The 25,127-nt window shown below is 38.7% G+C and carries 21 protein-coding genes; 8 read left to right on the top strand and 13 right to left on the bottom strand.

What is annotated here, in order from left to right:
- The first annotated feature begins 208 nt into the window (after positions 1–208).
- On the top strand, positions 209–2,854 hold the full coding sequence (locus tag EM808_RS13420; RefSeq protein WP_127738705.1) for a YhgE/Pip domain-containing protein: 2,646 nt from the start codon (positions 209–211) through the stop codon (positions 2,852–2,854).
- Positions 2,855–2,968: 114 nt separating this feature from the next.
- Here EM808_RS13420 and EM808_RS13415 read toward each other — a convergent pair whose 3' ends face one another.
- On the bottom strand, positions 2,969–3,901 hold the full coding sequence (locus EM808_RS13415; protein WP_127738704.1) for a DMT family transporter: 933 nt from the start codon (positions 3,899–3,901) through the stop codon (positions 2,969–2,971).
- Between the two features lie 115 nt (positions 3,902–4,016).
- Between EM808_RS13415 and EM808_RS13410 the strand changes: the two genes are divergently transcribed.
- Positions 4,017–5,357, top strand: coding sequence for an aminotransferase-like domain-containing protein (locus EM808_RS13410; protein ID WP_127738703.1), 1,341 nt, complete (start codon positions 4,017–4,019; stop codon positions 5,355–5,357).
- Between the two features lie 167 nt (positions 5,358–5,524).
- Here the strand turns inward: EM808_RS13410 and EM808_RS13405 are convergent, their stop codons facing one another.
- The 3 genes from EM808_RS13405 to EM808_RS13395 are packed head-to-tail and all read right to left on the bottom strand — an operon-like array spanning position 5,525 to position 8,468.
- On the bottom strand, positions 5,525–6,703 hold the full coding sequence (locus EM808_RS13405; protein WP_205685852.1) for an amidohydrolase: 1,179 nt from the start codon (positions 6,701–6,703) through the stop codon (positions 5,525–5,527).
- Positions 6,704–6,745: 42 nt separating this feature from the next.
- Complete coding sequence (locus tag EM808_RS13400) at positions 6,746–7,090, bottom strand: hypothetical protein (RefSeq protein WP_235856613.1); 345 nt, start codon at positions 7,088–7,090, stop codon at positions 6,746–6,748.
- 43 nt (positions 7,091–7,133) lie between these two features.
- On the bottom strand, positions 7,134–8,468 hold the full coding sequence (locus EM808_RS13395; RefSeq protein WP_127738701.1) for an LLM class flavin-dependent oxidoreductase: 1,335 nt from the start codon (positions 8,466–8,468) through the stop codon (positions 7,134–7,136).
- A gap of 290 nt (positions 8,469–8,758) precedes the next feature.
- Between EM808_RS13395 and EM808_RS13390 the strand changes: the two genes are divergently transcribed.
- The 6 genes from EM808_RS13390 to EM808_RS13365 all read left to right on the top strand — a co-directional run bounded on the left by EM808_RS13390 (position 8,759) and on the right by EM808_RS13365 (position 15,374).
- Positions 8,759–10,309 (top strand): ABC transporter substrate-binding protein, encoded by a 1,551-nt coding sequence (locus tag EM808_RS13390; RefSeq protein ID WP_235856612.1) that lies wholly within the window; start codon positions 8,759–8,761, stop codon positions 10,307–10,309.
- 80 nt (positions 10,310–10,389) lie between these two features.
- The gene (locus EM808_RS13385; protein ID WP_127738699.1) at positions 10,390–11,343 is read left to right on the top strand and encodes an ABC transporter permease; all 954 of its coding nucleotides are present in this window, start codon (positions 10,390–10,392) and stop codon (positions 11,341–11,343) included.
- A gap of 14 nt (positions 11,344–11,357) precedes the next feature.
- Positions 11,358–12,260: an ABC transporter permease gene (locus EM808_RS13380; protein ID WP_127738698.1), complete on the top strand. Its 903-nt coding sequence runs from the start codon at positions 11,358–11,360 to the stop codon at positions 12,258–12,260.
- Positions 12,257–13,264 carry an ABC transporter ATP-binding protein gene (locus EM808_RS13375; protein ID WP_127738697.1) on the top strand — a complete coding sequence of 336 codons (1,008 nt, stop codon included), beginning with the start codon at positions 12,257–12,259 and terminating at the stop codon, positions 13,262–13,264. The genes EM808_RS13380 and EM808_RS13375 overlap by 4 nt, the downstream gene beginning before the upstream one ends.
- Entirely contained in the window at positions 13,254–14,246 is a 993-nt protein-coding gene (locus EM808_RS13370) for an ABC transporter ATP-binding protein (RefSeq protein WP_127738696.1), read from the top strand. The genes EM808_RS13375 and EM808_RS13370 overlap by 11 nt, the downstream gene beginning before the upstream one ends.
- Positions 14,247–14,483: 237 nt before the next feature.
- Positions 14,484–15,374, top strand: coding sequence for a sulfite exporter TauE/SafE family protein (locus tag EM808_RS13365; protein ID WP_127738695.1), 891 nt, complete (start codon positions 14,484–14,486; stop codon positions 15,372–15,374).
- A gap of 107 nt (positions 15,375–15,481) precedes the next feature.
- Here EM808_RS13365 and EM808_RS13360 read toward each other — a convergent pair whose 3' ends face one another.
- From EM808_RS13360 to EM808_RS13320, 9 genes are all read right to left on the bottom strand, one after another.
- Entirely contained in the window at positions 15,482–16,243 is a 762-nt protein-coding gene (locus tag EM808_RS13360) for an NAD-dependent epimerase/dehydratase family protein (protein ID WP_235856611.1), read from the bottom strand.
- A 405-nt stretch (positions 16,244–16,648) separates the two neighbouring features.
- The gene (locus EM808_RS13355) at positions 16,649–18,217 is read right to left on the bottom strand and encodes a glycoside hydrolase family 43 protein (RefSeq protein ID WP_127738693.1); all 1,569 of its coding nucleotides are present in this window, start codon (positions 18,215–18,217) and stop codon (positions 16,649–16,651) included.
- Positions 18,174–18,635: a hypothetical protein gene (locus EM808_RS13350; protein ID WP_127738692.1), complete on the bottom strand. Its 462-nt coding sequence runs from the start codon at positions 18,633–18,635 to the stop codon at positions 18,174–18,176. The genes EM808_RS13355 and EM808_RS13350 overlap by 44 nt, the downstream gene beginning before the upstream one ends.
- A 15-nt stretch (positions 18,636–18,650) precedes the next feature.
- The gene (locus EM808_RS13345; RefSeq protein ID WP_127738691.1) at positions 18,651–19,574 is read right to left on the bottom strand and encodes a pectinesterase family protein; all 924 of its coding nucleotides are present in this window, start codon (positions 19,572–19,574) and stop codon (positions 18,651–18,653) included.
- Positions 19,544–20,443 carry a dienelactone hydrolase family protein gene (locus EM808_RS13340; protein WP_127738690.1) on the bottom strand — a complete coding sequence of 300 codons (900 nt, stop codon included), beginning with the start codon at positions 20,441–20,443 and terminating at the stop codon, positions 19,544–19,546. The genes EM808_RS13345 and EM808_RS13340 overlap by 31 nt, the downstream gene beginning before the upstream one ends.
- Positions 20,440–21,774 carry a glycoside hydrolase family 28 protein gene (locus EM808_RS13335; protein WP_127738689.1) on the bottom strand — a complete coding sequence of 445 codons (1,335 nt, stop codon included), beginning with the start codon at positions 21,772–21,774 and terminating at the stop codon, positions 20,440–20,442. The genes EM808_RS13340 and EM808_RS13335 overlap by 4 nt, the downstream gene beginning before the upstream one ends.
- 2 nt (positions 21,775–21,776) lie before the next feature.
- On the bottom strand, positions 21,777–22,901 hold the full coding sequence (locus EM808_RS13330) for a glycoside hydrolase family 88/105 protein (protein ID WP_127738688.1): 1,125 nt from the start codon (positions 22,899–22,901) through the stop codon (positions 21,777–21,779).
- A 59-nt stretch (positions 22,902–22,960) separates the two neighbouring features.
- Positions 22,961–24,472 (bottom strand): extracellular solute-binding protein, encoded by a 1,512-nt coding sequence (locus tag EM808_RS13325; RefSeq protein WP_127738687.1) that lies wholly within the window; start codon positions 24,470–24,472, stop codon positions 22,961–22,963.
- Positions 24,441–25,109 (bottom strand): YesL family protein, encoded by a 669-nt coding sequence (locus EM808_RS13320; protein WP_127738686.1) that lies wholly within the window; start codon positions 25,107–25,109, stop codon positions 24,441–24,443. Before EM808_RS13320 ends, EM808_RS13325 begins: the two co-directional genes overlap by 32 nt.
- Positions 25,110–25,127 lie beyond the last annotated feature (18 nt).

Here is a 25,127-nt window from a genome sequence, read left to right as displayed (position 1 = left end):
CTTCTTACTTCTTACTTCTTACTTCTTACTTCTTACTTCTTTCCTATTATCTTTTTTACCGATATTTCTTGCTCATCCTTCTGTTTGGAATAATAAATCCATACAAAGAATGCTTGACACAATAGAAAATTTATAAAAGAATGATATGGTAGAAAAATCCACATAATATTGATTCATACATAATAATGAATAAAAGGGAGATTAAGTCTTGCGAAATATATTTACTATTTACAAAAATGATTGGGTGCGGATTTTCCGAACTCCTGTAGCTTTGTTTTTAATCATAGCATTAATGATTTTACCCTCTCTTTATGCTTGGTTTAATTTAAAGGCTTCATGGGACCCGTATTCCAACACTAGTGGTATTAAAATAGCGATAACTAACGAGGACAAGGGTGCTGTCATTCGTGATAAGGAAGTACATATAGGCGATGAAATTATATCAACCTTAAAAGAGAATGATAAGCTCGGCTGGACATTTGTCAGCAAAAAGGAAGCAACTGAAGGAGTCAAAAAAGGCACTTATTATGCAAGTCTTTATATACCGAAGGACTTCTCCGAGAAGATAGGTACTGTTTTAGAGGATCAACAAGTAAAACCAGAAATTGAATACACGGTCAACGAGAAATTGAATGCCATTGCACCAAAAATGACATCCAGCGGTGCTTCTACCATTGTCCAATCTGTTAAGGAAAGCTTCGTGGAAACAGTCAGTGAATCTGTCCTGACTATCTTTAATGATGCGGGAATCAAGCTAGAAGAAGAGCTTCCTACCATTCGCAATATTGAGAGTAAAATCTTCACACTAGAGGGAGACATCCCGCAAATTGATGCATTATCTGAAAAGATTATTCATTTAGAGGAAAAGCTGCCAATAATTGATGAACAAGCACAAAAACTATTAGCATTAGAAGCTGCCATTCCAGAATTAAATGCCGCATCTGAGAATGTCCTGTTATTGGAAGAAAAACTCCCAGAGCTTAAGAAGGTAGGCGAAGGGATTCTGCTCCTTCAGAAAAAAGCACCTGAATTGGAACAAGCGGCCACAAAGGTAGCTGAATTAGAAAGTCACTTTTCCGAAATTAGCGAGACCGTTACAAAAGCCGTCACTAATGTTGAAAAGATGCAAGAATTTATTACAACAGCTAGTGGGTCGATAGCAGAAATTGAGCAAGGTATCAATAATGGGCAAGAAATCGCGGAGGTCATTCCTGAATTTATCGAGGAAAATGCGGAAGCTTTTGAAACAATTGGTCCGGTTTATAAACAGAACCTTCTTATATATCAAAACACAGCGGATGCTGTCCACCAGTATGCGACTTCAGTTAAAACTGGTTCACTATTTGACCAAGAAATAACAGAAAAGGCGGCACTCCTTAAGACTCAAGTACAAACAAGTATAGATAGTCTCAATCGCTCCATTACGTTATTTACTACGCTTAATACTGCTAATGGAGATGCAGTTTTACAACAAGAGATAACAGACCTGCAAGCTTTACAGACAAACTTTACAAAAGAAAAAGAACTTCTTGGTACTATTCAAGCAAATAATGCTGCAGAATTAATGGCATTGTCTCAAGAAGCTATCAACCTAAGTACGGCAATGCTTAACCGTTATGATACACAAACGGCACCTGCCATAAATAATGCTTTAAGTGCATTGAAGGAAACAGCCCAAAATGCAGGCGCAGATTTAAAAAGCGCTCAAGAGAGCTTGCCGAAACTAAAAGAAGTTTTAAATACTACAAAAGATTCGCTTACGCTAGCACAGGAAAATTTATCTAAGCTTGAAAACAATCTCCCAGCAATTGAAAAAGAGATTCAGAAAACCTCAAGCATTATTCAAGACAATATGGCTGATGTTTTAGATGGGATAGATAAAGCTGCAGACTTTTATACAGACACCTTTCCATCCTTAGAAGAGAAAGTGCATGTAGCAGCGGACTTTGTGCGTAATGACCTTCCTGATGCAGAAAAACAGCTATCTAAGGTTGCTTCGATTATTAACAATGAGCTGCCTGGTTTAGAAGATTCCGTTCATAAGGTTGCGGATTTAGTGCGAGATGACTTGCCAAGCTTCAAGAAAACCCTGACAAATACTGCCGATTCTATTCGAGAATTTGAAGATAATTATGATTTAGGTGAAATTATCTCCTTGTTAAAAAATGATATAAATGAAGAAAGTGACTTTATGGCAAATCCAGTTGTTTTAGATGAGCATTCTCTATTTGCCATTCCTAATTATGGTTCTGCTAACTCTCCTTTTTACACAACACTTAGTTTATGGGTTGGAGGTTTATTACTAATTTCGTTGCTGCGTGTGGATGTTAGAGATCCTGAAGGAATTTATACTTCTAATCAAATCTATTTTGGTAGAGGTTTAACCTTTCTTACGATTGGATTTTTCCAAAGTCTGATTGTTACTTTAGGCGATATATTCATCTTAAAAGCATATGTCGCAAATCCAGTCGCTTTTGTGCTTTTCAGTATGCTGATCAGTATGATTTTCATGACAATTGTCTATACTTTAGTGTCTGTTTTCGGTAATATCGGGAAAGGTGTCGCCATCATCTTCCTTGTATTACAGTTATCAGGCGCAGGTGGAACCTTCCCAATCCAAGTTGCTCCACCATTCTTTCAAGCGATAAATCCATTCCTGCCGTTTACGTATGCGATTAACCTATTACGTGAAACAGTTGGTGGAATGGTAAATGAAGCAGTTTATCATGCAGTGAGCATGCTGCTGCTATTCGGTGTGATTGCGATAATAGTAGCCGTATTTCTTAAAAAACCACTAGCAAATGCCACGAAAAAAACGGCAGAAAAAGCGAGATCAAGCGAGATTATTCACTAAATAAAGAAACGTAACATACTGGACTGTAGAGGAAACATTAATGTAGTGTTTCCTCTACCGTTTTTTTTTGTAAATAATCCCCCTATTCTTATTTAACTGTCATACAATTGGAGCCTATATCACTCGTTCTTTCTTTTCCTTTACTTTCCCTTTTACACCAAAATAGTTGGTTCCAATAACACCGATGACAATTATAATTGCACCTGCTAAATGGTATAAATGAAATTCCTCTTTTAAGAAAATAACACCTGCTAAGATCGTGATGAGTGTGGCTACATTACTGAAAACACTCATTTTTGATGCAGCTATTTTTGATAAGGCATAGTTGGAAAGATAAGACGATCCTAATGAAGACAATATCCCTAAATAAAGGATGGCTAGAACAAAATCACCATGTTGAAAAGGTTTCACAAATTGCCGGACTGTTCCATCCAATAGGTGGTTTGTCAGGGCGATACCGTTAAAGGCTATAAATCCAAACAATGTCATGAAATAAGTGATTGTGAATATGGAATAGCGCTGTGTTAGCTTCCTCGCAAATACGTTGTAGAGAGAGGACGTTATGGCTGAAATTAAGATAAGACCAGTGCCAAGATAACTTGTATTAGTGCTCCCTGAGCTGTTCATTAACATAATAAAAATCACACCGGCTACAGATAAACCAATTGCTATTTTTTGACTATTTGTGGAAGTTTCCTTTAAAATAATACTTGCAAAAATCAATGTAAAGATAGGGATTGTTGCTTGCATAATACCAGCCTCTGAAGAGGAAGTATGCACTAACCCAAATACTTGAAAAGCAAAGAAGCATGTCGGATAAAGAATAGCTAACAATGAAATCCGCAGTACATCTTTTTTTGTTATTTTAATTGCTTCTTTTCTTATCACCAACAACATGGTGGCGACAAGCCAAGCAGTGGTAAACCGATGCGCTAATGTATCTAACGGTGTAGCAGCAGTTAAAGTAATCTTCACAAACATAAATGACAACCCAATGATGAATGCATAAATCGTTGCTGCAATATATGCCTTTTGTTTTTCAATCATATCTATTCCCCCATAAATTAATCCGGCCGGTACTATAATCTTAAGAGATAATAGTACCTAACACGATCTAAAAAATACAGATCTGTACCGATACAGATCTGTAAGGAGGTTTATGATGCTTAAATATGAATCAATCTATCAATCACTATTAATGCAAATTCAATCTGGTATTTTTACAACAGGTGCAAAGCTACCTTCCATTCGAAATTTAACAGAACAATACCATTGTAGTAAGAGTACCGTATTGTCAGCATTAAAAAAACTGGAGGAACAACATATTATTTACGCGTTACCTAAAAGTGGTTATTATGTTGTCGATAATTATGTGTTCAAAGCCCCAATGTCCACAGACATTATTGATTTTGCAAGCTCTTCTCCTACTTGGCATGCATTTCCTTATAAAGAGTTTCAGCACTGTATAAACAAAGCAATTGATACCTATCAAGAAGAACTATTTCGTTATGGAACGCCAAAAGGTTGGCCGCCACTGATTGCAGAAGCGAAAAAATTACTAGAATCCTACCAAGTATTTACGCAGGAGAAACAGATTTTCATAACTACAGGTGTACAACAGGCTCTTTCCTTACTAAGTATCATGCCCTTTCCAAACAACCGAACTACCATTCTAGTTGAACAACCTAGTTATCATTTATACATGGATATGCTGAAAACCTTTCAGCTTCCCGCAATCGGAATTAAACGTACTGCCAACGGAATAGACTTAAATCGATTGGAGCAACTATTTCAGACAGAGGATATTAAATTTTTTCATACGATGCCGCGCTTTCATAATCCTTTAGGAACTTCCTACGATAAAAAGCAAAAAGAGGCTATTTTACAATTAGCTGAACAATATAATGTATATATTATAGAGGATGATTATATAGCAGATTTTGAAACCAACTCAAAGAATGACCCGCTTTTCACCGAGGATTACCACGAAAAGGTGATCTATTTAAAAAGCTTTTCAAAAGTACTATTCCCTGGATTACGGGTTGGTTTGGCGGTTCTGCCTCCTGCACTTATCGACATATTCCAAAAATACAAAATGACAACTGACATCGACAGCTCGATGATTTCACAAGCTGCCTTATATCTTTATTTGAAAAATGGAATGTTTGAACATAATAAAATTAAAGTTAGAGACATATACCAAGCACGTGCCAAGATTTTGCATCAATCCATCCAGGATCATTTATTTATGTACGAATCTTCAGATGAAATTGTCATGCATAGTCATATTTTATTGCCCAAGCGTGTAAATTTACCATCATTTATTTCCAAATTACATAAAGATGGTATTCTTCTAGATTCTGTTAACAGAAATTATTTAGACAACTTTTACAATGAACGAATTTTGAAGTTGAATGTTTCCAATGTTGATGTCCAACGGATTGACGAAGGAATTAGGAAAGTTGCCAGCGCACTGAAAAATCCGCAGCACTACTTTTTGTAGCTGCTTTCGTCACGACAAACCTATCCTTATTTGACAGCATAATGGTGAGAAAGTTAACCTTCACCATTATGTATTCGACGATAATTGTTGTTCCCTATGAGTCCAATAATTCTCCTAACAAAAAAACCAACCTCAAAAAATGAGATTGACCTTTATGTATTCATAGATTAGCTTGGTTCAAAGTCTTTTGCAATTGCATCTACATATAACTTGTTTAATGCCTGCTCTGCTAAATCGGCAAAATAATAGGCTGCTGGCAATATTGCCTCTTCATTAAGCGTATACTTCGGATGATGCAGACCGTATTCTCCGGAAACGCCGATATTAACAAATGCACCTCGTATGCTCTGTTGATAAAAGGCGAAATCTTCTCCTCCTGATGTTGGTTCTACTTCAACTACTTTATAGCCATTGCTTTCGGCAATATGTCTGGCAAAGTTGGTCCAGTCTGAATCATTATTAACAGATGGCGGTCCTGCATGCCAAACTAATTCACCTTCAGCTCCATAGGTATCTGTTATCCCTTTAATTACCCGTTCGATTTTCCCTTGTATCGTTTGCCGGATTTCTTCCTTCAATGTTCTGACAGTTCCTTCTAGATATGCTGTTTCAGGAATGACATTCCATGTGTTGCCACCATGCATTTGTGTAACACTGATGACGACACTTTCACTTGGTTTTGTTTGCCTGCTTACAATCGACTGTAATCTTGTGATGATTTCAGCAGCAATAACGATAGGATCTATTCCTTCATGCGGGCGTGCCGCATGGCTCCCTTTGCCCTTGATGTTAATCTCGAAGCGGTCAACACCTGCTGTTAGTACACCATCTTTAACTCCGAAGACGCCTACTTCGCTTAAAGGGTCGTTGTGTAGACCAAATATGGTCTCGACTCCTTCCAATCCCCCTGAAGCAATGATAGATTTAGCACCGTGGCCGGTCTCTTCTGCCGGTTGAAATACAATTCTGACTGTCCCCTTTATCCTGCTTTGTCTGTTTTTCAACAAATAAGCAGCACCAATAATGACGGCAGTATGGAAATCATGACCACATGCATGCATAACACCAGGAATGCTTGATTGAAAAGGACTCACCGCTTCTTCATGAATTGGCAAGGCATCAATATCTGCTCTGATCGCGATGACAGGTCCATCAGGCTCACCAATCACTTCTCCAATCACACCTGTAGCTAATGGCACATCAAGAATGGCAATCCCTGCATTCTCGAGCCACTGTCTGATTTTCTTTGTTGTTTCTACTTCTTGGTTGGATAATTCAGGCTCATTATGGAGATTCCTTCGTACATCAATCAAATGATTTTCTAATTCATTCTTATTATCTGTCACAATATTTAAGCCCAAAGCTATCCTTCCCTTCCTCTAATTCAACTACAAAATCGAATTTGTTTCTGCAAGAAATTCATTTAAGGATTTAACTAGCCCTCCACTTCCAAATTTAACGTATTTACTATCTGTTTGGAACTGATCTTGTGTCAACAGATATTCCAGATACGCAATCACATGGATACGTCTGCTGATGATATTGTTAATTCCATTTGTATAAAACCATTCATCAATTGTATGGTAAATCCCTTTATTTATTTTATATTTTTCGTTGCACCATTGAAAAAAACGAACCTCTGGAAAATGAAGATATTCACTTTGAGTAAATGCTTCCTTTTTCTTCATCCGAAAAACTTTTTTTGAGACGACAAGCCCGTAGTCAATCAGCATGTGAAACACTTCCTCCCCATTTTTATTATTTAGTACTTAGTACTTAGTTATGATTAAGCGGCTGTTTTTCGTATTGACTGTGTTTGTATGCTAAGCCTAAATTCTCTCTGAGTGTTGCACCAGTATATGCTTTATTGTAATAACCCTGGCTTTCCAAAATAGGCAAAACATTTTCGATCCAATCAGATAAGCCGTTACCAAGTACAGGTGCACCGTAAATGAAGCCATCTGCTGCTCCGCCGTCTATCCATTCAATTAACTGGTCTGCCACTTGTTCATATGTTCCAAAGAACGCACTTTTCGGTGTTGTCACTTGCAGCGCAACCTCTCTTAAAGTCAGGTTGTTTTCTTTCGCCAATTTTTTGATGCTGTCTGTTGTGGAACGGAAGCTGTTCGCTCCGACATCCCCGATTTCAGGAAAAGGCTCATCAAGCGGAAAAGCACTGAAATCAAAATGGTCAAAGAATCTTCCTAAATAGTTTAATGCATCTTCAATTGATACAAGGTTTTGAATTGCTGCATACTTTTCTTCTGCCTCTTCCATTGTTCTGCCTGCAATTGGGTGAATACCAGGGAAAATTTTTATTTCGTCCTTGCTTCTGCCGAGCTGCTCTGCACGATTTTTCACATCATCGTAAAATGCCTTTGCTTGTTCAAAGGAACTCGAATTTGTAAAAACGGCATCAGCATCCCTTGCTGCAAGGTTTTTTCCCGCTTCCGATGACCCAGCTTGGAAGATAACCGGCTGCCCTTGCTTAGAGCGTTCAATATTTAACGGTCCTTTTACAGAGAAATGCTTGCCAGTATGGTTTAATGTATGCAGCTTTTCTGGATCGAAAAACTGACCAGTAGTACGGTTTCTTACAAATGCGTCATCGTCCCAGGAATCCCACAAGCCCTTTGCCACATGCAGGTACTCTTCAGCAATTTCATATCTTAACGCATGGTGCGGATGGTCTCCCTTACTATAATTTTCAGCAGAGCCTTCTAATGGAGATGTCACAACATTCCAGCCTGCTCTGCCGCCGCTGAGCTTATCTAATGAAGCAAACTGGCGGGCTATCGTGAATGGTTCACTATAAGAAGTAGATACCGTCCCAACTAAACCAATACTTTTCGTAATTGTCGCAAGAGCCGATAATATTGTTAGCGGCTCAAATCTGTTTAAGAAATGAGGAATCGATTTTTCATTTATAAATAAACCGTCAGCCACAAATGCGAACGTAAAGCCTGCTTCCTCTGCCTGCTTTATGATGGATTGATAGTATTCAATATTAACACTTGCGTCTGCCGGTACAGATTCATCCTTCCATGCGTTCATATGTCCCCCAGGACCGTGCAGCATAACACCAAATTGAATTTGTTTTTTCTTTGTCATGATTTCTCATCCTCCATTTACTTTTTTAATACCAATAAAACTTGTAGGAATAGTTTAGATTATCATAAACCAAAGCTTTAAGAATGTATAATTAGTATTTTTAAAGTCACGCATTATTTTTATTAATACATTTAGCCAGATGGGGATTAATTCCAAAAATTAGTATTATTAAATTCACCTATTAGTTTTTTCAATTTAACAAATCTTCTGGCAGATGTTAGCATAAGCACTAATCCTACAAAACAAAGTAAATTAGTAGGAATTAAATTACATACAATGGGGGTATTACTTTGAAAAAAACAAAGTACAAATGGCTGTCACTATTACTTGTTCTATTCGTAATTGCAGGCTGCAGCAGCAATACCGGCACAACAAGCAGCTCTAGTAATACGAATGATGCTGCTCAAGATGGAGGAACGTTAAATATCGCTTTTCAAAGTGAGCCTACAACACTTGATCCGCAAATAACAGGAAACTCTAGTGTTAAGGATGCAACTCGCAGTATTTATGAAAAGCTCGTCATTCTCGATGACAGTGGCAATGTTGTTCCTGACTTAGCGGAAAAGATTGATTTAAGCGATGACAAGAAGGTATATACATTCCAATTGCATAAAGGCGTGAAGTTTCATAATGGCAAGGAAATGACTGCTGATGATGTGGAAGCCTCTATTAATAGATGGATTAAGCTTTCATCGCTTGGTAAAACAAACTTTATTGGCGCAGAAGTGAAAAAAACAGACGACTATACAATTGAACTCCATTTAAAAACACCTAATGTTAATACACTTGCACTGCTTGCAGATCCAATTCCGGCTGCTGTGATAATGCCGAAAGAAATTATCGAAAAAGCTCCTGACGAGGGAGCAACAGAGTATGTCGGTACAGGACCTTACAAGGTGAAGGATTGGAAGCAAAATCAATACTTAACTTTAGAAAAGTTTGCTGATTATTCCTCTGAAGGCCGTGAGCTCAAGAAAGAACCTCATGTAGATGAAATCAAAATCAGCTTTATTACAGACGAATCAACAAGAATATCCGGATTAACAACAGGCCAATTTGATATTGCATTAGGAATATCCAGTGATAATGCACAGCAAGTAGAAGGAGCACAAACCGCCTCTATTAAAAAGGCACCTGGTGGATTTCTTGGTCTTTTCTACAATTCACAAGAAGGTTTCTTTAAGGATTTGAATGCAAGAAAAGCTGTTAATGCGGTTATAAATTCTGAGGATATCCTTTCCAGCTCTTATGGCAGCGCTGATTTCTATGAGTTGACCTCTTCTATTGTTAATAAGCAGTTCCCTAACTATTACAGTGAAGCAGGTAGCGCGGAATATAACCAGCATGATCAGGATAAAGCGAAGGAATATTTAAAGGAAGCCGGCTATAACGGACAAGAAATTAAAATTTTAACTTCCCGTGACTATCAGGATCAATACAATACTGCTGTTGTTATTCAGCAAGAATTAGAGGATATCGGTGTCAAGGTGAAACTGGAAGTATATGATTGGGCTACATTTGGTGAAAAGTTAACCGACACAAGCAGTTGGGATCTTTATCCTGTAGACTGGGCAGCACGTTCGACAATCTTCCAAGGCTTCTGGACATCATACGGAGCGCCAGTTGAGGAATCTACTAAATACTTAGATGCTATAAAGGCCTCAAATGATGTGGAGGATGCAAGACCTGCGATTGATGCTGCTCAGCAATATGTGTGGGATACTCTTCCATTCACTTTAATTGGCCATAAGGTTGCACTAAATGCTGTTGCCAATAAAGTAGAAGGCTATGATTTCAATCTAGGACCAGTCTTCTATAATATCAGTCTTAAAAACAATTAATACACCTAAAGAAGCAAGGCCTGCAGTTTTCGCTGTCTTGCTTCTTCCATCCAAATTTTTAATTTCGAAAGGAAGATTTCATGGGCGGATATATTATAAGACGGCTTTTGTCGCTCATCCCCGTATTGTTAGTCGTTGCTGTCGTCGTTTTTCTAATCATTCATATTACGCCTGGTAACCCTGCCATGATTATATTGGGCGAAGGTGCAACACCTGAACAAATCGCAGAGCTTAATCAAAAACTTGGTCTTGATAAACCATTAATAGCACAGTTTTTTATTTGGCTGGCTAATATCGCACAAGGTGACTTTGGCAATTCTTATTTTCTTGGAAAACCTGTCCTCATAGCATTTTTGGAAAATGCAGGACCGACTCTTTCACTTGCTGTCCTTTCACAGCTGATTGGTGTCACCATTGCCCTTTTATTCGGTATTGTTGCAGCAAAAAACCAAGGCCGTATGAAGGATGATCTTATTTCTGGAACTAGCTTAATCGGTATTTCGATTCCCAGCTTTTTATTAGGCTCCTTTCTCATCATGATTTTTGCTGTGCAACTGAAGGTGCTGCCAGTCTCAGGCTACGCTCCTCTTAGTCAAGGTATCTGGGAGCATTTAAAGTATCTTATTTTACCTGCTATCACTCTAGGCACAATCCAAGCCGCTCTTATTACAAGGATGACAAGGTCCTCCCTGCTTGATACCCTTTCGGAAAACTTTATAAAAACAGCGAAGGCCAAAGGTGTTAGTGAAAGAGCAATCTTGCTCAAACATACATTAAGAGTTGCCTTCCTTCCAATTTTAACTGTTATTGGTGAATCCTTTGCAGGTCTCATCACTGGTGCGGCTGTGACGGAATCATTATTTAATATCCCTGGACTTGGTCAATTGATTGTTGCTTCCATTAATCGCCGTGATTATGCAGTCATTCAAGGAGCTGTTTTAATGATTACCGTTGTTTATGTGCTGATGAACCTGCTGGTTGATTTGTTATATGCAGTAATTGATCCGCGCGTTCGAAACTCATATCAAGCTTAAGAAAGGAGAAAACAATGTCAGAAAGCACGAAAGTACTTGTTAATAAACCGTTAGCCTTAAAAAAAACAGTCAAAAAAAATAGCCGCTTTTTTTCGAACAGATTGCTGCTTACAGGTAGTATTCTGTTAGTTATCACCACCTTTATAGGAGTGTTCGCCTCCTTTCTTTCTCCATACGAGATATTAGAAATCGACCCAAAAAACCGTTTGGCTGCACCATCTAATGCCCATTGGTTTGGTACAGATAACTTTGGAAGAGATGTGTTTAGCAGAACGATGTACGGTGTTCGCATCTCCTTGCTGATTGGAGTTACTGTAACCTTAGTTGCATCTGTTATCGGGCTGACTGTTGGGCTGCTGGCTTCTTATTATAAATTGCTGGATCATATTTTTATGCGGATATGTGACGGCTTGTTCGCTTTTCCGTCGATTCTGCTGGCAATTGCGATAATGTCTGCACTTGGTCCAAAGTCAATTAACGTTATCATCGCGCTAGTTCTTGTTTTCATTCCTTCAATAGCAAGAATTGTCCGTTCCGCTGCATTAGTTGTGAAAGAAAAGGTATTTATCGAGGCACTACAGGCACAAGGTGCGAGTTCATTCCGAATTCTCTTTTTGCATATTGCCCCAAATATTCTTGCTCCGCTTATTGTCCAAGTGACATTTGTCTTTGCTGTCACTATTTTGACAGAAGCATCGCTCAGCTTTCTTGGAGCCGGCATTCCTGCTCCCCTTCCAAGCCTTGGGAATATGCTTTATGACGGGAAGCTTGCGATTTATAACGCTTGGTGGATGACCGTATTTCCTGGCCTTTTCATCATTTTAATCGTGCTTGGACTTAACCTGTTCGGCGATGGCTTAAGAGATCATCTCAATCCGAAAAGCAAACTTTCAGTGAAAAGGAGAAAAAGAAGATGAGCCACGTTGTTCCATTACTTAAAATAGAAGATTTGCAAGTAGACTTTGCCACACATAAGGGAACGGTTTCTGCTTTAGATGGGGTCTCCTTCGAACTGCAGGAAGGCGAGATATTAGGTGTAGTTGGTGAATCCGGCTGCGGAAAAAGCGTTACAGCAGAAGCAATCCTGCAATTGCTCGATGAAGATAGCACCTTTTATGATGGAAAGATTATGTTTAATGGGGAAAATCTTTTGGAGTATAACAAGAAAAGGCTGGAGAAATTACGCGGCAATGAAATTGCCATGATCTTTCAAGATCCAATGTCTTCCCTGAATCCGGTTATGCCGATTGGCAAACAAATCGCAGAATCGATTCGTATTCATCAATCGACATCAAAAAAAGAATCCATTAGGAAAGCAGTAGAACTTCTGAGGCTTACCGGAATCCCTTCGCCTGAGCAAAGGGCAAAGGAATATCCTCATGAGCTTTCCGGAGGGATGCGGCAGCGTGTTATGATTGCGATGGCTTTGTCATGTCAGCCTAAGCTGCTGATTGCAGATGAACCGACAACTGCATTAGATGTGACAATCCAGGCGCAAATATTAGAATTAATTACCTCTTTTCAAAAACAATTGAATATGGGGATTATCCTTATCACACACGACTTTGGCGTAATTGCTAATATGTGCACAAAAGTAGCTGTCATGTATTTAGGTCAAGTAATCGAAGAAACAGATGTCAAAACTCTCTTTAAACGGCCATTTCATCCATACACAATTGGTTTAATGAAGTCTGTTCCGCAAATAGAAGGCGAGCGTGTTGAGCAGTTACCGAGCATTGCAGGCACTGTCCCTTCCCTATTTCAAATTCCAACCGGCTGCCGATTCGCACCGAGATGCAAGTATGCAAGCAGCACATGTGAAAGTAGCATGCCTTCATTGGAAACAGTCGAAAACAACCATCGTGTTCGTTGCTGGCACTACGATGAAGTGTTGAAAGGAGAAACAATCTATGCAGACTGAACAAACATTACACAAAGGAAAACCGATTTTACAGGTGAAAAATCTGCAGAAATATTATCCTGTCAGAACATCACTAGGGAAAACAAAGGCCTATATTAAAGCAGTCGAGGACATGTCCTTTGACATATATGAGGGGGAAACCTTTGGATTGGTTGGCGAGTCGGGCTGTGGAAAAAGCACCGCTGGAAGAACACTTTTAAAGCTTGTAGAGCCGACAAATGGCGAGGTTATTTATCGGGATGAAGATATTTTTAAGTTGAAGAAATCATCGTTAAAGCATGTTCGCAAGGAGCTGCAAATGATTTTTCAGGATCCTCATACATCATTGGATCCACGTAAAAAAGTCGGCTATTCGATTGAAGAATCACTTGCTATCCATAAAATAGGCTCAAAACAGAAGCGCAAAAGCCTTGCATTAGACATTTTGAAAAAGGTCGGCTTTAACGAGGAACATTATTACCGCTATCCTCATGAATTTTCCGGCGGACAAAGGCAGCGGATCGGTATCGCCCGCTCTCTCGTTCTACAGCCGAAACTGATTATTTGTGATGAACCTGTGTCGGCACTTGATGTTTCCATCCAAGCACAAATTGTTAATCTGCTGAAAAGTCTGCAAAAGGAATTGAATTTGTCCTATGTATTTATATCTCATGATCTAAGTGTTGTCAGACATATTGCGGACAAAGTTGGGGTCATGTATTTAGGCAATCTTGTCGAACAAGCTTCAACAGAGGAATTATTTTCAGACCCATTGCATCCATATACGAAATCCTTAATTTCTGCAGTTCCATTGCTAAATCCCGAGAGCAAACGGGAAAAAATAGCGATACAAGGAGAAATCCCCTCTCCTCTTAATCCTCCTTCAGGATGTGTATTTCACACTAGATGTCCGTTCGCCTTCGAGCGCTGCAAAACCGAAGTTCCGAAAAACAACCATATACATAATAAACGGACCGTAAAATGCCATTTATATGATGAATAAAATTCTGAATGTCTTGCTACTTTTAGCAAGGCTTTTTTTTTGCACTTTAAAAATTTTTAATTATAAGTTGACAGGTAGGAATTATGTGTTTTATAATCATCTTAATTTAGAAAATTAAAAAATTGGCAAGCTGATCGGAACACCGAAGGCGTAACCCTTACTGCATTTACTGCATATAAAGGATTACGCCTTTTTTCTATACTTTTATACTTTTATTAAGACTAAGGGGTATTGTACATGAAAAAATTAATCATCTTTGCATTTATCGGGCTGTTAGCACAATTAATCGATGGATCCTTAGGAATGGCCTATGGCGTAACATCTTCTTCGCTCTTGCTTACATTTGGAATTGCACCTGCTGTAGCATCTGCTTCAGTTCATTTGGCTGAAGTCGTCACTACTGCCGCATCTGGTGCATCTCATATTAAGTTTGGCAATGTTGATAAGCAAACAGTCTATCGTTTGATTATTCCAGGTTCAATCGGAGCATTCTTAGGGGCAACTTTTTTAAGCAATCTTCCAGGTGACATAGCAAAGCCTTATATCTCCTTGTTCCTATTAATATTAGGACTATACGTGTTAGTGCGCTTTTTGTTCAACTTCCGTCCATCAGAAGAGAAAAAGAGTCTGTCATTAAGCCGTAAACAATCTATTCCCTTAGGACTAATTGCCGGATTTGCCGACGCCACAGGAGGCGGCGGCTGGGGACCGATTGCAACTCCGGTTTTGTTATCAAAAAAAGGCATTAGTCCGCGTAAAGTCGTTGGTACTGTTGATACAAGTGAGTTTGCAATTGCAGTATCTGCAACGCTTGGATTCTTTATATCACTTGGTTGGGAACAGGTAAACTGGCTGTGGGTTGGCGCTTTGATGATAGGCGGCATTATCGCAGCACCTATTGCAGCATGGCTTGTTAGAAAGCTGCATGCACAGCTGATGGGTGTGTTGGTCGGCGGATTTATTATCTTAGTGAATGCTCGCACACTTGTGACTTCATGGATAGATAATGAAGCAGCATATCCATATGTTTATGCAATCATCATTGTCGTTTGGATTATCTCCATTATCTACGCAGTTAATAAAGTTAAGTCTTATAAGAAACAAAGCAACCCTAATATTTCTGCATAACTTGAAAAACCTTTACAGGAAAACCACTCCCTAAAATCGTATTAGTACAATATGATTTTAGGGGATGGTTTTTATTTTTTTCCATTGTTAACGTTAACATTTTAATTCTACTTTTCTTTTTTTAATACATCTAATGCATTGGACCTTGAGATAAATCCTAGCTGTTCAATTGCGTTGTCTGTAGACCATGGTTTTTGCGGATTATCAGAAACCCCATAGTAAGTCCCATACCTTACTGTTGACTCAAGAGCAAGATCAAAAAGCTGGACCGTATCCTCATGTGTCAGCAATGTTCTATGCAGACGGTCGTCTTCCTTTACAGCCTCCATTTCGTTCGGGTGAACACTTCCAATCCGTAAATTTATTAGCGATAGATTGTTTTCGGTTTGATGGGATAGAATATGGCCGATATTTTCGGAAGCAAGCTTCAACACACCATATAAGCCGTTAGAGTAAGGATAATCCTCTGTCGTAACTTCTCTTCCTAAAGTCGAAAAACCATCTTTCTCGTAATAATCAGTAGTATGATTGCTGCTCGCATAGACTATCTTAGGAATTCCTAACGTAATGGCCGCATGCATTGCATAAAATGAAGCCATAAAATGAAGCTTCGTCATGTTTTGAAATTCTTGTATATCCTGTAAGTCGTTATGAGATTTCATTGTTAGTAAATTAATTAATGCATCTGAATCTTTTGGGATGCTGCTGTGGAGCGAGTCATAATCTGTTGCATTTACCTCTATAAACTCTTCAGCCTGCTCAGGGGCTTTTTTATCAAGGATAACAATATGGTATTTACTGCTGAGACCTTGATATAAAATCGATCCAATCGTGCCGGCACCGCCAATAATGGTAACTTTCTTTTTCATTATTTCCTCCATTAAGTAAGCTTTGTAACGTTTTTAGTAGTTACTCTTATTTAAAAAGATAACCATCAGGCAGAATATTAAACCTAGTAAATTCAAAAAGAGGCTGAAACAGGTCAAAATATAATCTATCTAAACATGAACATAAGTAATTTCATCTAATATGGAAACATTGAAGCTTCAGATTATCAATAGAAAAGGACTGTTACGTTCCATTGCACTGCGGTCACTCCCTTATCGCCTACTCGTCTTCGCCTTGAGGGGTCTCATCCTTTCCTCTGTTGCGAGTGCCCTATTCTTGTTTTAAACAGAAACACCAAATGAAAAAAACCGAACTATTAATCGGTAATCGATAAAATAGTTCAGTTTCGACCTAGACTTAAATACTATTGTCCTAACCTTTTTCTATTATCTATTATCAAACCCATAATACTCAAAGTAATCAAAATCTGCATACGAATTTGCTTTTCTGTCCAAATCATGGACAGCAATTCCAACAAAGTTACCTGTAAATCCTCCAGATAGGAACATTACATCCTGAGCATTCCCAATTTGCTGCCAAGCAGTGCTATCTACCGTTTGATAATAAAAATTCGCAACAGGGCCATTGACTTCTACCTTAAACTTTACCTCTCCATCTCCCATCTTTATACACACTGGAGTTAATGTAAATTTCCCTTCTGCGCATTTCATCAGGCGTATGACGCGTCCAGCTTCTTCATCATAGGTTAAGTAGGCATAAAGATAGTTATTATCGTTAAGATATAGTAGTAAGCCAGCCATCTGGTTGAATGTTTTTGGTGTGTAATCTAGCTTTGTTTCAGCAATGAAATGGAAATCCTTTTGGCGGACTGCAAGAAGATGGTGCTCAAATAAAGATTGGATGGATTCACCTGAGTGCATGCGTAAATAGCTGTTACGACTCTTTAAATCGCACCATGCCTCATCTGCTAGAATCCGTAATGTATTCCACTCTTTTTCAAGAGTATCGTTAAAATCATCTTTAAAATCGGTATGTTTTCTTTGTTCTGTCTTGTTGGTAGTGATAATGTCTGTTTCTAACAATGGACCATTGCCGCCCATTACTAATCGCAGCCAGCCGTCTTCTGTCCAATATATCTCCTGAATGGCGGTTTCTCGTCCTAGAATAGCGGCATTTCCTTGCAATGGCCGTGTACATAAATACACCATATACCAATGTCCTGTTGATGTTTGTACAATGCTGCCGTGACCAGAGCATTGTAAGGGAGAAGCCGGTTTATCCTTTGCAGTCAGCATCGGATAATGGGGGTCCAGCTCATATGGACCTGTTATCTCTCTTGACCTGCATACTGTCACAGCATGACCAGACCCAGTACCACCTTCTGCCGTAATTAAATAGTAATAATCACCGTGGCGGTATAGATGAGGTGCTTCTGTTTTGGCTAATTTTGTGCCATCGAAAATCTTGTAGACAGGCCCGATTAAAGCTTCGTTCTCTCCGTCATATTCTTGCATAACAATTCCTGCTGATTTATTACCGGTTGTCAGCCGATAATCCCAAATTTCATTTAACAACCACTTGCGTCCGTCCGTATCATGGTATAAAGATGGATCAAAGCCACTGCTATTTAAATAGACCGGTTTTGACCAAGGACCATTGATACTTGGTGCGGTAATTAAATAATTGTGTGAATCCTTAAACGGTCGTTTCGTACTTTTTACATCTGTGTAGATTAGATAAAACAGCCCATTAGAATAACTAATTTGCGGAGCCCAAATACTGCCATTCTGTGGATTTCCCCGTAAATCTACTTGATCTGTTAAGATATCTGTTTCATGCTCCCAATTGACTAAATCGTTTGATTGATAGATTCGTACTCCTGGCAGCCATTCAAAGGAAGAAACAGCAATATAATAAGTCTCCTCTACCTTCAGGACATTAGGGTCTGGATTAAATCCGGTCAATATTGGATTTTTGACTTTTGTTCGATACATAATTTGCTCCTTCCCTACTCGTTATTTTTCTAAATAAGCATAAGCTTCCAGCAATAAAGAAGAAAAAAGCTAATGGGAAAGCAAGCATTTGGGTGCCAATTAAAGTAGTCAGACCTGCAGCTAAATAAAGAAAAGCCGCCCATTTAGGATATCTGTTTCTCCAGATGCATACTGTCGCTGGTAAAGTGAGGCTAAGCACAATCAGCAAGGTAACACCGAACCATACAGCCAGTGCTTTCACTGCTACGAAACTTTCAGAAACATAGTCTTTCGAAACATCCTCCTGCAGAATCGGAAAAACAGTTTCTGCAAAAGTTCTTTCCTCCATTGTGGTGATGGTTAACGAAAATCCTCCCAATAGAACGACACAGAGGATGACACCTGCAAGGCCAATGATTACTTCCCTTTTTCGCTTCATTCTCGTAATTCCTTTCTATTCAATGAAAGTGATCCAATCCAACATAACCAGCTCATTTTTAGCGTGATAGATATTTTTATATTCCTTATACGTGGCTGTTTTTCTATTGTGCTGATTATCCCAATCATCCCATCTTGCAGGATGAATATGCTTGCCAATTCGACAATTGGCAAAGGTCGTTTTTGCAAACGAACGCCACGGTCTTCCTAAATAAACATTCGTAACGTCTTTTTCTGCTGTTAAATAACAATGTACAAAGTACAAGCCATTTTTGCCTTCAGGAGTGGAGGCTGCCGTTATATATCCTTCGTCATTATTTGGCCTTTTTAATGATTTGATTTCACAGCCTTGAAAGACTGCTTCTCCACCTCCGAAGATAAAATCGACCGTGCCCTCAATGTAGCAATAACTGAAATGACAGCTGTGCTCTTTAAAAGAGGTTTTTAGCTCAGGAGTAGAAAATAACTGACCGTTCCTTTGCAATTCTGGTAATGGTCCAAGACAAATTGTGTCCTGATAACCTTTAAAGGAACAGTTCTTGAACGTAATATTAGTTCCTTCATTATAAAGAGCTACCGCCTGACCTACATTCTCTCCTGCTCCAGCATTATTAATAATCTCTATATTTTCAATTGCTATATTTGCTCCATTGATAAAAAAGGTAGCTGTTTGAAATGTCCCGATTTCTTGCTGCTGCTCATTTTTCTGAAGAGCATACCGATTGCCTATTATCTGTACTGTTCCAACGCCAATTATGGAAATGTCCGATTGATACAAAAGTATGTTTTCATGATATTCCCCACTCAAAATTGTTAGCTTTAAGGGTCCTCTTTCATTCTGCCAATAGTCTAATGCAGCTTGGATACTTGAAAAATCACATATTTCGTCTCTACCAACAACTAAACTCTTTAAAGATGTTTTACTAAGAACTTTTTCCATAACGCCCGCATCTCCCTTGTTTCTTGATGCCCTCCTGTAAGCACAAAGCCTTCAAAGTTTTGAGGAGCATGTTGGTTCGTGTATGTTTTTTGCAATTGCGTGTTCAAGTATTGCACCCCTTCAATCGGACACATCCTGTCATCCTTACCCGCCAAGCTTAGGCGCGGCTTTGGCGCTATCAGTTCCTGAACCGCTAAAGTAGAGAAGTGTTTTAAAAATCCTGGTACATAATAGTAGAAACCGTGATGGTCCAAGCCACGTTTTTTTATCAATGACTCAATATGAACCTGACCAGCTATATCAACAGACACTTTAATCCGCTCATCTAGTGCCGCTAACCACCAGCTCATCAATCCGCCCATTGACATACCGATTGTTGCTAGTCTGGTAGAATCTACATCAGGGCGTGTTTCTAGATAATCCAACAGCGACAAGCTATCGAATAAGCGCATTCCCCAAAGCGTCTGCCCATTTAAAAGCATTTCTTTAACAAGTTCACTTTCCTGTTTTCCTTTACGTTCATTAAAACCCCACATATCTATAGAGCAAACAGCATAGCCAAGCCCTGTAAGCTCTGCTACAAATGAGGGATTTTGTAAATAAGAACTACTACGAAGGAGTTCTTCCTTTCCTTGCTCAAAATTGCCCCCATGGGAATGATTAAAGATTACTGTTGGCAGTACGCCATCTGCATCTAGCGGTTTAGCGAAATAAGCTGGCACCTTTTCGAGACCATTTAAATCCAATAATAAACTTTCTAGTAAATAACCATTTTGTTCTTCTCTATTAATTACCTGTGCAGATAAGGCTTTTGGTTTGGAACGATCTCCTAGGAGGGCAAATAATTGCCGTAGTCGTTTGTCTTTCATTTCACCTCTACTTCTTTCAGTAGCTCTTCTGAGGCCTTTGTATTCTTGGACTTGCAGTGAGTTACCTCGATGTCCTCTGAATATTCTATATGAAAGGCTGGTCCTTCATGGTTTTCAACTGTTACACGATTAAACAGGACGTCTTTGGCAAAGCCAACATAAAAGCCACGATTATTCATATCCTCAATTCCGGCCATCATTGCTGGCTTCCCAGGAATAGCATTTTCAGCCATTGAGATATCAATGTGATTAAAGCTAATTTCCGACACATACTGTTCAGCTAAGCCATAAATAAAGCCTGCTGCGGCATGTACATTGCGGGCAGTAATATGAGAGAAGTGGATGCGTCTGAACATCGGTGTCTCCTCTGTTATTGGGTAAGGGTTTTTATCCCACACATATTTATCCTTGCCGCGAGGTCCACAGAAATAATATAGATTTAAGATAAATGGACATATGACTCGTTCCATCACAATATTATCAACGCGAATATCCTCTACTACTCCGCCACGTCCTCGCCTTGATTTGAGGCGAATTCCTCTATCTGTGTCTTGGAAAACACAGTTACTTATAGTCACATTTCGAATATCGCCACTCATTTCACTGCCAAATACAACAGCTCCATGCCCATGAATCATGGTACAATTTGAAATCGTGATATTTTCACAAGCAACTCGTTCTGCTGTATCTTCTGTTCCGGATTTAATGGCGATACAGTCATCGCCTACGTCAATATGGCAATTGCTGATTCGTACATTTGAACAGGATTCCGGATCAATGCCGTCTGTATTTGGTGAGTCAGCCGGATTAAAAATCGACACATTGTCAATGGTCACATTATTGCAACAAATGGGATTAACGGTCCAGCTTGGCGAGTTAATTAGTGTCACATCTTTAATAGTGATATTTTCACAACTATCAAAACTGATTAGCTTTGGACGCGGGTAAGCGAGCTTCTCCTGGTGGTTTCGAAATATATCCCACCATTGCTTTCCATTTCCATCAATCGTGCCAAATCCAGTTAAAGAAATATTTTTTGCATTTTCCGCATACAAGCAAGAGGCATAAACCTCTCTTTTCACACCTTCCCACCGAGATGTAACCACAGGGTAATCATGCTGAGAATTGGAAAATTTTAATACAGCTCCTCTAGACAAATTCAATTCAATATTATCCTTTAAAAATAACGCTCCAGTTAAGAATTTACCTGTTGGAATAATGATCGTGCCACCGCCATTTTCATATGCTTCATCAATCGCCTTTTGGATAGATTCCGTACATAATTCACCTTCATTAAGAGCTTCTAAATCTCGAATTAAATAGGCTGTCATTTCTACACCTCTTTCATTACTTCTTCAGATTCTGCTAAAGCCTGCAAGAATGCTCCCAATCCCTTTTGGTCATTACAAATAATTGGTTCGCTTATATAGTAAGTATAGGAGCCATCCCTATTATCAGCACCGCCCAGTCCAGCAACCTGACAAGTTTTATTTAAATTGACAAAGCCTTCGTTCGTTAATAAAACAAATTCATCCAGTAAGCCTTGATGTGATTTCGTTAACTGTGCTTCCCATGCTTTTCGATCCAAAACACCCAAACGAATCCCTTTTGCTATCGCACACACATACATGCTGCTGCATGAAGCCTCTAAGTAATTTCCCTTTTCATGGCCTTTATCTGTTACTTGATACCAAACACCGTTCTTTTCATCTTGGTAAGACTTTAGTGCTTGCAATGTTTGCTCTAAAATTTGGATTAGAAATTCACGACCAGAAGTTTCTTCTGGTAAAATTTCTAACGTGTCGACAACTGCTAGCAAATACCAGCCAATAGAACGTCCCCAGAAATTCGGGGACAATCCTGTTTCTTTATCAGCCCATGGCTGGTGCTTTTTCTCATCCCAAGCATGATACAACAGCCCTGTTTCCTGATCTAATAAATGTTTGTAGCTTAGCTTAAACTGAAGAATGATATCCTCTAAGCCTTTGCCATTAGCAAAGATTGTTTGATATTCCGCATAAAAAGGGGTTCCCATATACAGTCCGTCCAGCCAGATTTGGTATGGATAAATTTGTTTATGCCAAAATGCACCTTCAGATGTTCTCGGATGTGTTTCGAACTGTTTCCGTAATAAGTCACAAGCCTTTTTATACTTTTCTTCCCCGGTTTCCTTGTAAAGGACAAACAAAAGCTTGCCGTTGTTAATATGATCAATATTATATTCCTCTAAGTGATACCCTCTAATGGAACCATCTTCTTGAATAAAATAATCCATATTTTCCTTTATATAATTGAAATATTTCTGGCTTCCCGTTTGTCTCCACACTTTTTCAAAACCTTTTAATATGACTCCATAATCATAGGACCATTTTCCATTGTATCCTCTGTCTTCATGTAAACGGGGCAGTCTCTCCATAATCGAGTTTGCTGTTTTCACAGCCCATTTCAATTCTTTCATCTTCTACTCCTTTTCTTTCAGAAGTTAGCTTATTAAACAAACATCCAAGAAAAAAACCATTAATTCGTAGCTTTATAGGCTTCCTCATATTCTTCTTTTATTGTTTTACCACCTTGGTCATTCCAATTCTTAACTGCTTTCTTAAAGTCAGCTAAGGAGATATCACCTAAAATATATTGATAAGTGGCGTCTGTGATAATCTTTTGTAATTCAGACCCTTGTGTTGTAAAGGTTGGAGATTCTAATGGAACGGCAGGATTCATAACAGCATATTCTGCATTTTCTGCTATTTTTTCATCAGCTTCTGCCTTAATTGGATTTGGATCCTTTAAATTGTATCCGGTTTCATTAGGACGCGAAGAGGCAAATGGCTGAACTTCCTGCTGCCATAAATCTTGATTGATAATTTCATAGGCACCTTCGTCATTGAGCTTATAATGGGTACCTTCAATTCCGTAAGTCATTAATGTATAGTTCTCTGTATCGATTAAGTCATTAACGAATTTTAATAACTTTTTCAATTCCTGTTCATCTTTTACTTCTGAACGTGGAAATGCTAATAGTCCACCAATTCCATTACCTCCAGACCAAATCGCTCTTTCAGAATTAGACTCTGACGTCATATCATTAACAAGGGCAAGCTCCATATTATCCTGAATACCTGCTGCCATTGTTTCTAAATTTTTCGCGTCAAACAAGGCACCAACATAAATACCACCTTTTCCTTGAGCAAAGTTTTGCTGCTGATCTATCTTAGCAGTTACAGCAAAATCTTTATTTATCCAGCCATTGTCATATAATTTTTTCATATAATCCATTGTTTTGATATATCCATCTGTTTCAAATTCCGGTACAAATTCTCCCTTAGAATCTACCTCCCAAGTATTTGGTGTTCCATAATAAGAACTTACCGTTTTGAATACTCCATAGATTAAATCACTGCGATCCATGAAACCAGTTGTATCATTTTTACCGTTGCCATCTGGGTCGTTTTCTGTAAATGCTTTTGCTACCTCCATTAATTCTTCTGTTGTTTTAGGAACCTCCAGTCCAAGCTTATCTAACCAATCTTTACGAAGAACAACACCATTTCTTGCCAAATCCTTTTGGAATGGTACGCCATAGAGCTTTCCTTCAGTCGAAGCTGATTTCAGCATTTCTTCAGGAATTGCTTTTAAGTTGGGAAATTCATCTAAATAATCTTCAATATTCCAAAACATACCAGACTTCAACGAGTTTCTGACCGAGGAATTTTCTAATATCGTTAAAGTAACAATATCTGCCAAGGAGTCTGAAGCTAACGCTGTATTAATACGTTCCTCTTTTGAAGCATCAGGAATCCACGAGAATTTAATTTCCGTATTTGTTTTCTTTTCAAGTTCATTTATGATAGTATCTGTCGGTGGAGAAGCGGTATGGAGAATATTGAGCCAGGATATTTCTGTTTTGCCATTATCCTTTTCACCATCTCCCGAATTATTGCTAGTTTTTGATGAATCACTGCATCCTGCAAGCAATAGCATACTTGCAAGACCTACGCTAGCTAACTTTGATACCGTTGGTTTTTTCATTACAATTCTCCTTTACATGTTCATTTATATTTATTTCTTTAGAATCCTCCATTTCCATTCTCGTAAATACTTGATTCGCTGTCCAAGTGATTAAGAAGAATAGGAAACTAACTCCAAAGAAGGTTAAAACTCCTGGAAAAAAAGTTATAGCTGCCCAATAAAGTACACCTGCCACAAGGAAAAATAGGAGTGAATATTGCAGGCAGGCTATTCCAAATAGCAAGGACATCTTCATTTTCAGCAAAATACCATTCCAATTGTAATGGGCCGTGATTGGAAAGATATATACGAGCGATAACAAATAAATAAATCCTACTATTAACAGAGCCGCTCTTAAATACCAATTTGTGACGGTTAATAAGTCGACAGCTATAACAAAGCCAACAAAAAGATAAATCCAACTAATTAAGACAGATTCCTTAAAGTTTTCCTTGTAATATTTCCAATAGGTTTCAAAAACAGGTATTCTGTTTCCGCGAATCCATTGTCGGCAAATACTGACTAAGGCATAAGTAGAAGGGCCGATACCAAACACACCTAATCCTAATAAAGTAAACAAAACCCACAATACATTTACATATACTAAGTTTAGAATACTGGTAAAAATGGAATTTAACTTTTCTACCGATTTGAGCATCGTAATACCCTCCCTCTG

The sequence above is a fragment of the Niallia taxi genome (assembly GCF_004005475.1).
GTDB lineage: Bacteria > Bacillota > Bacilli > Bacillales > Cytobacillaceae > Niallia > Niallia taxi.
The sequence above is the reverse complement of the archived record's forward strand: the minus strand, read 5'-3'. Positions and strand labels throughout refer to the sequence as shown.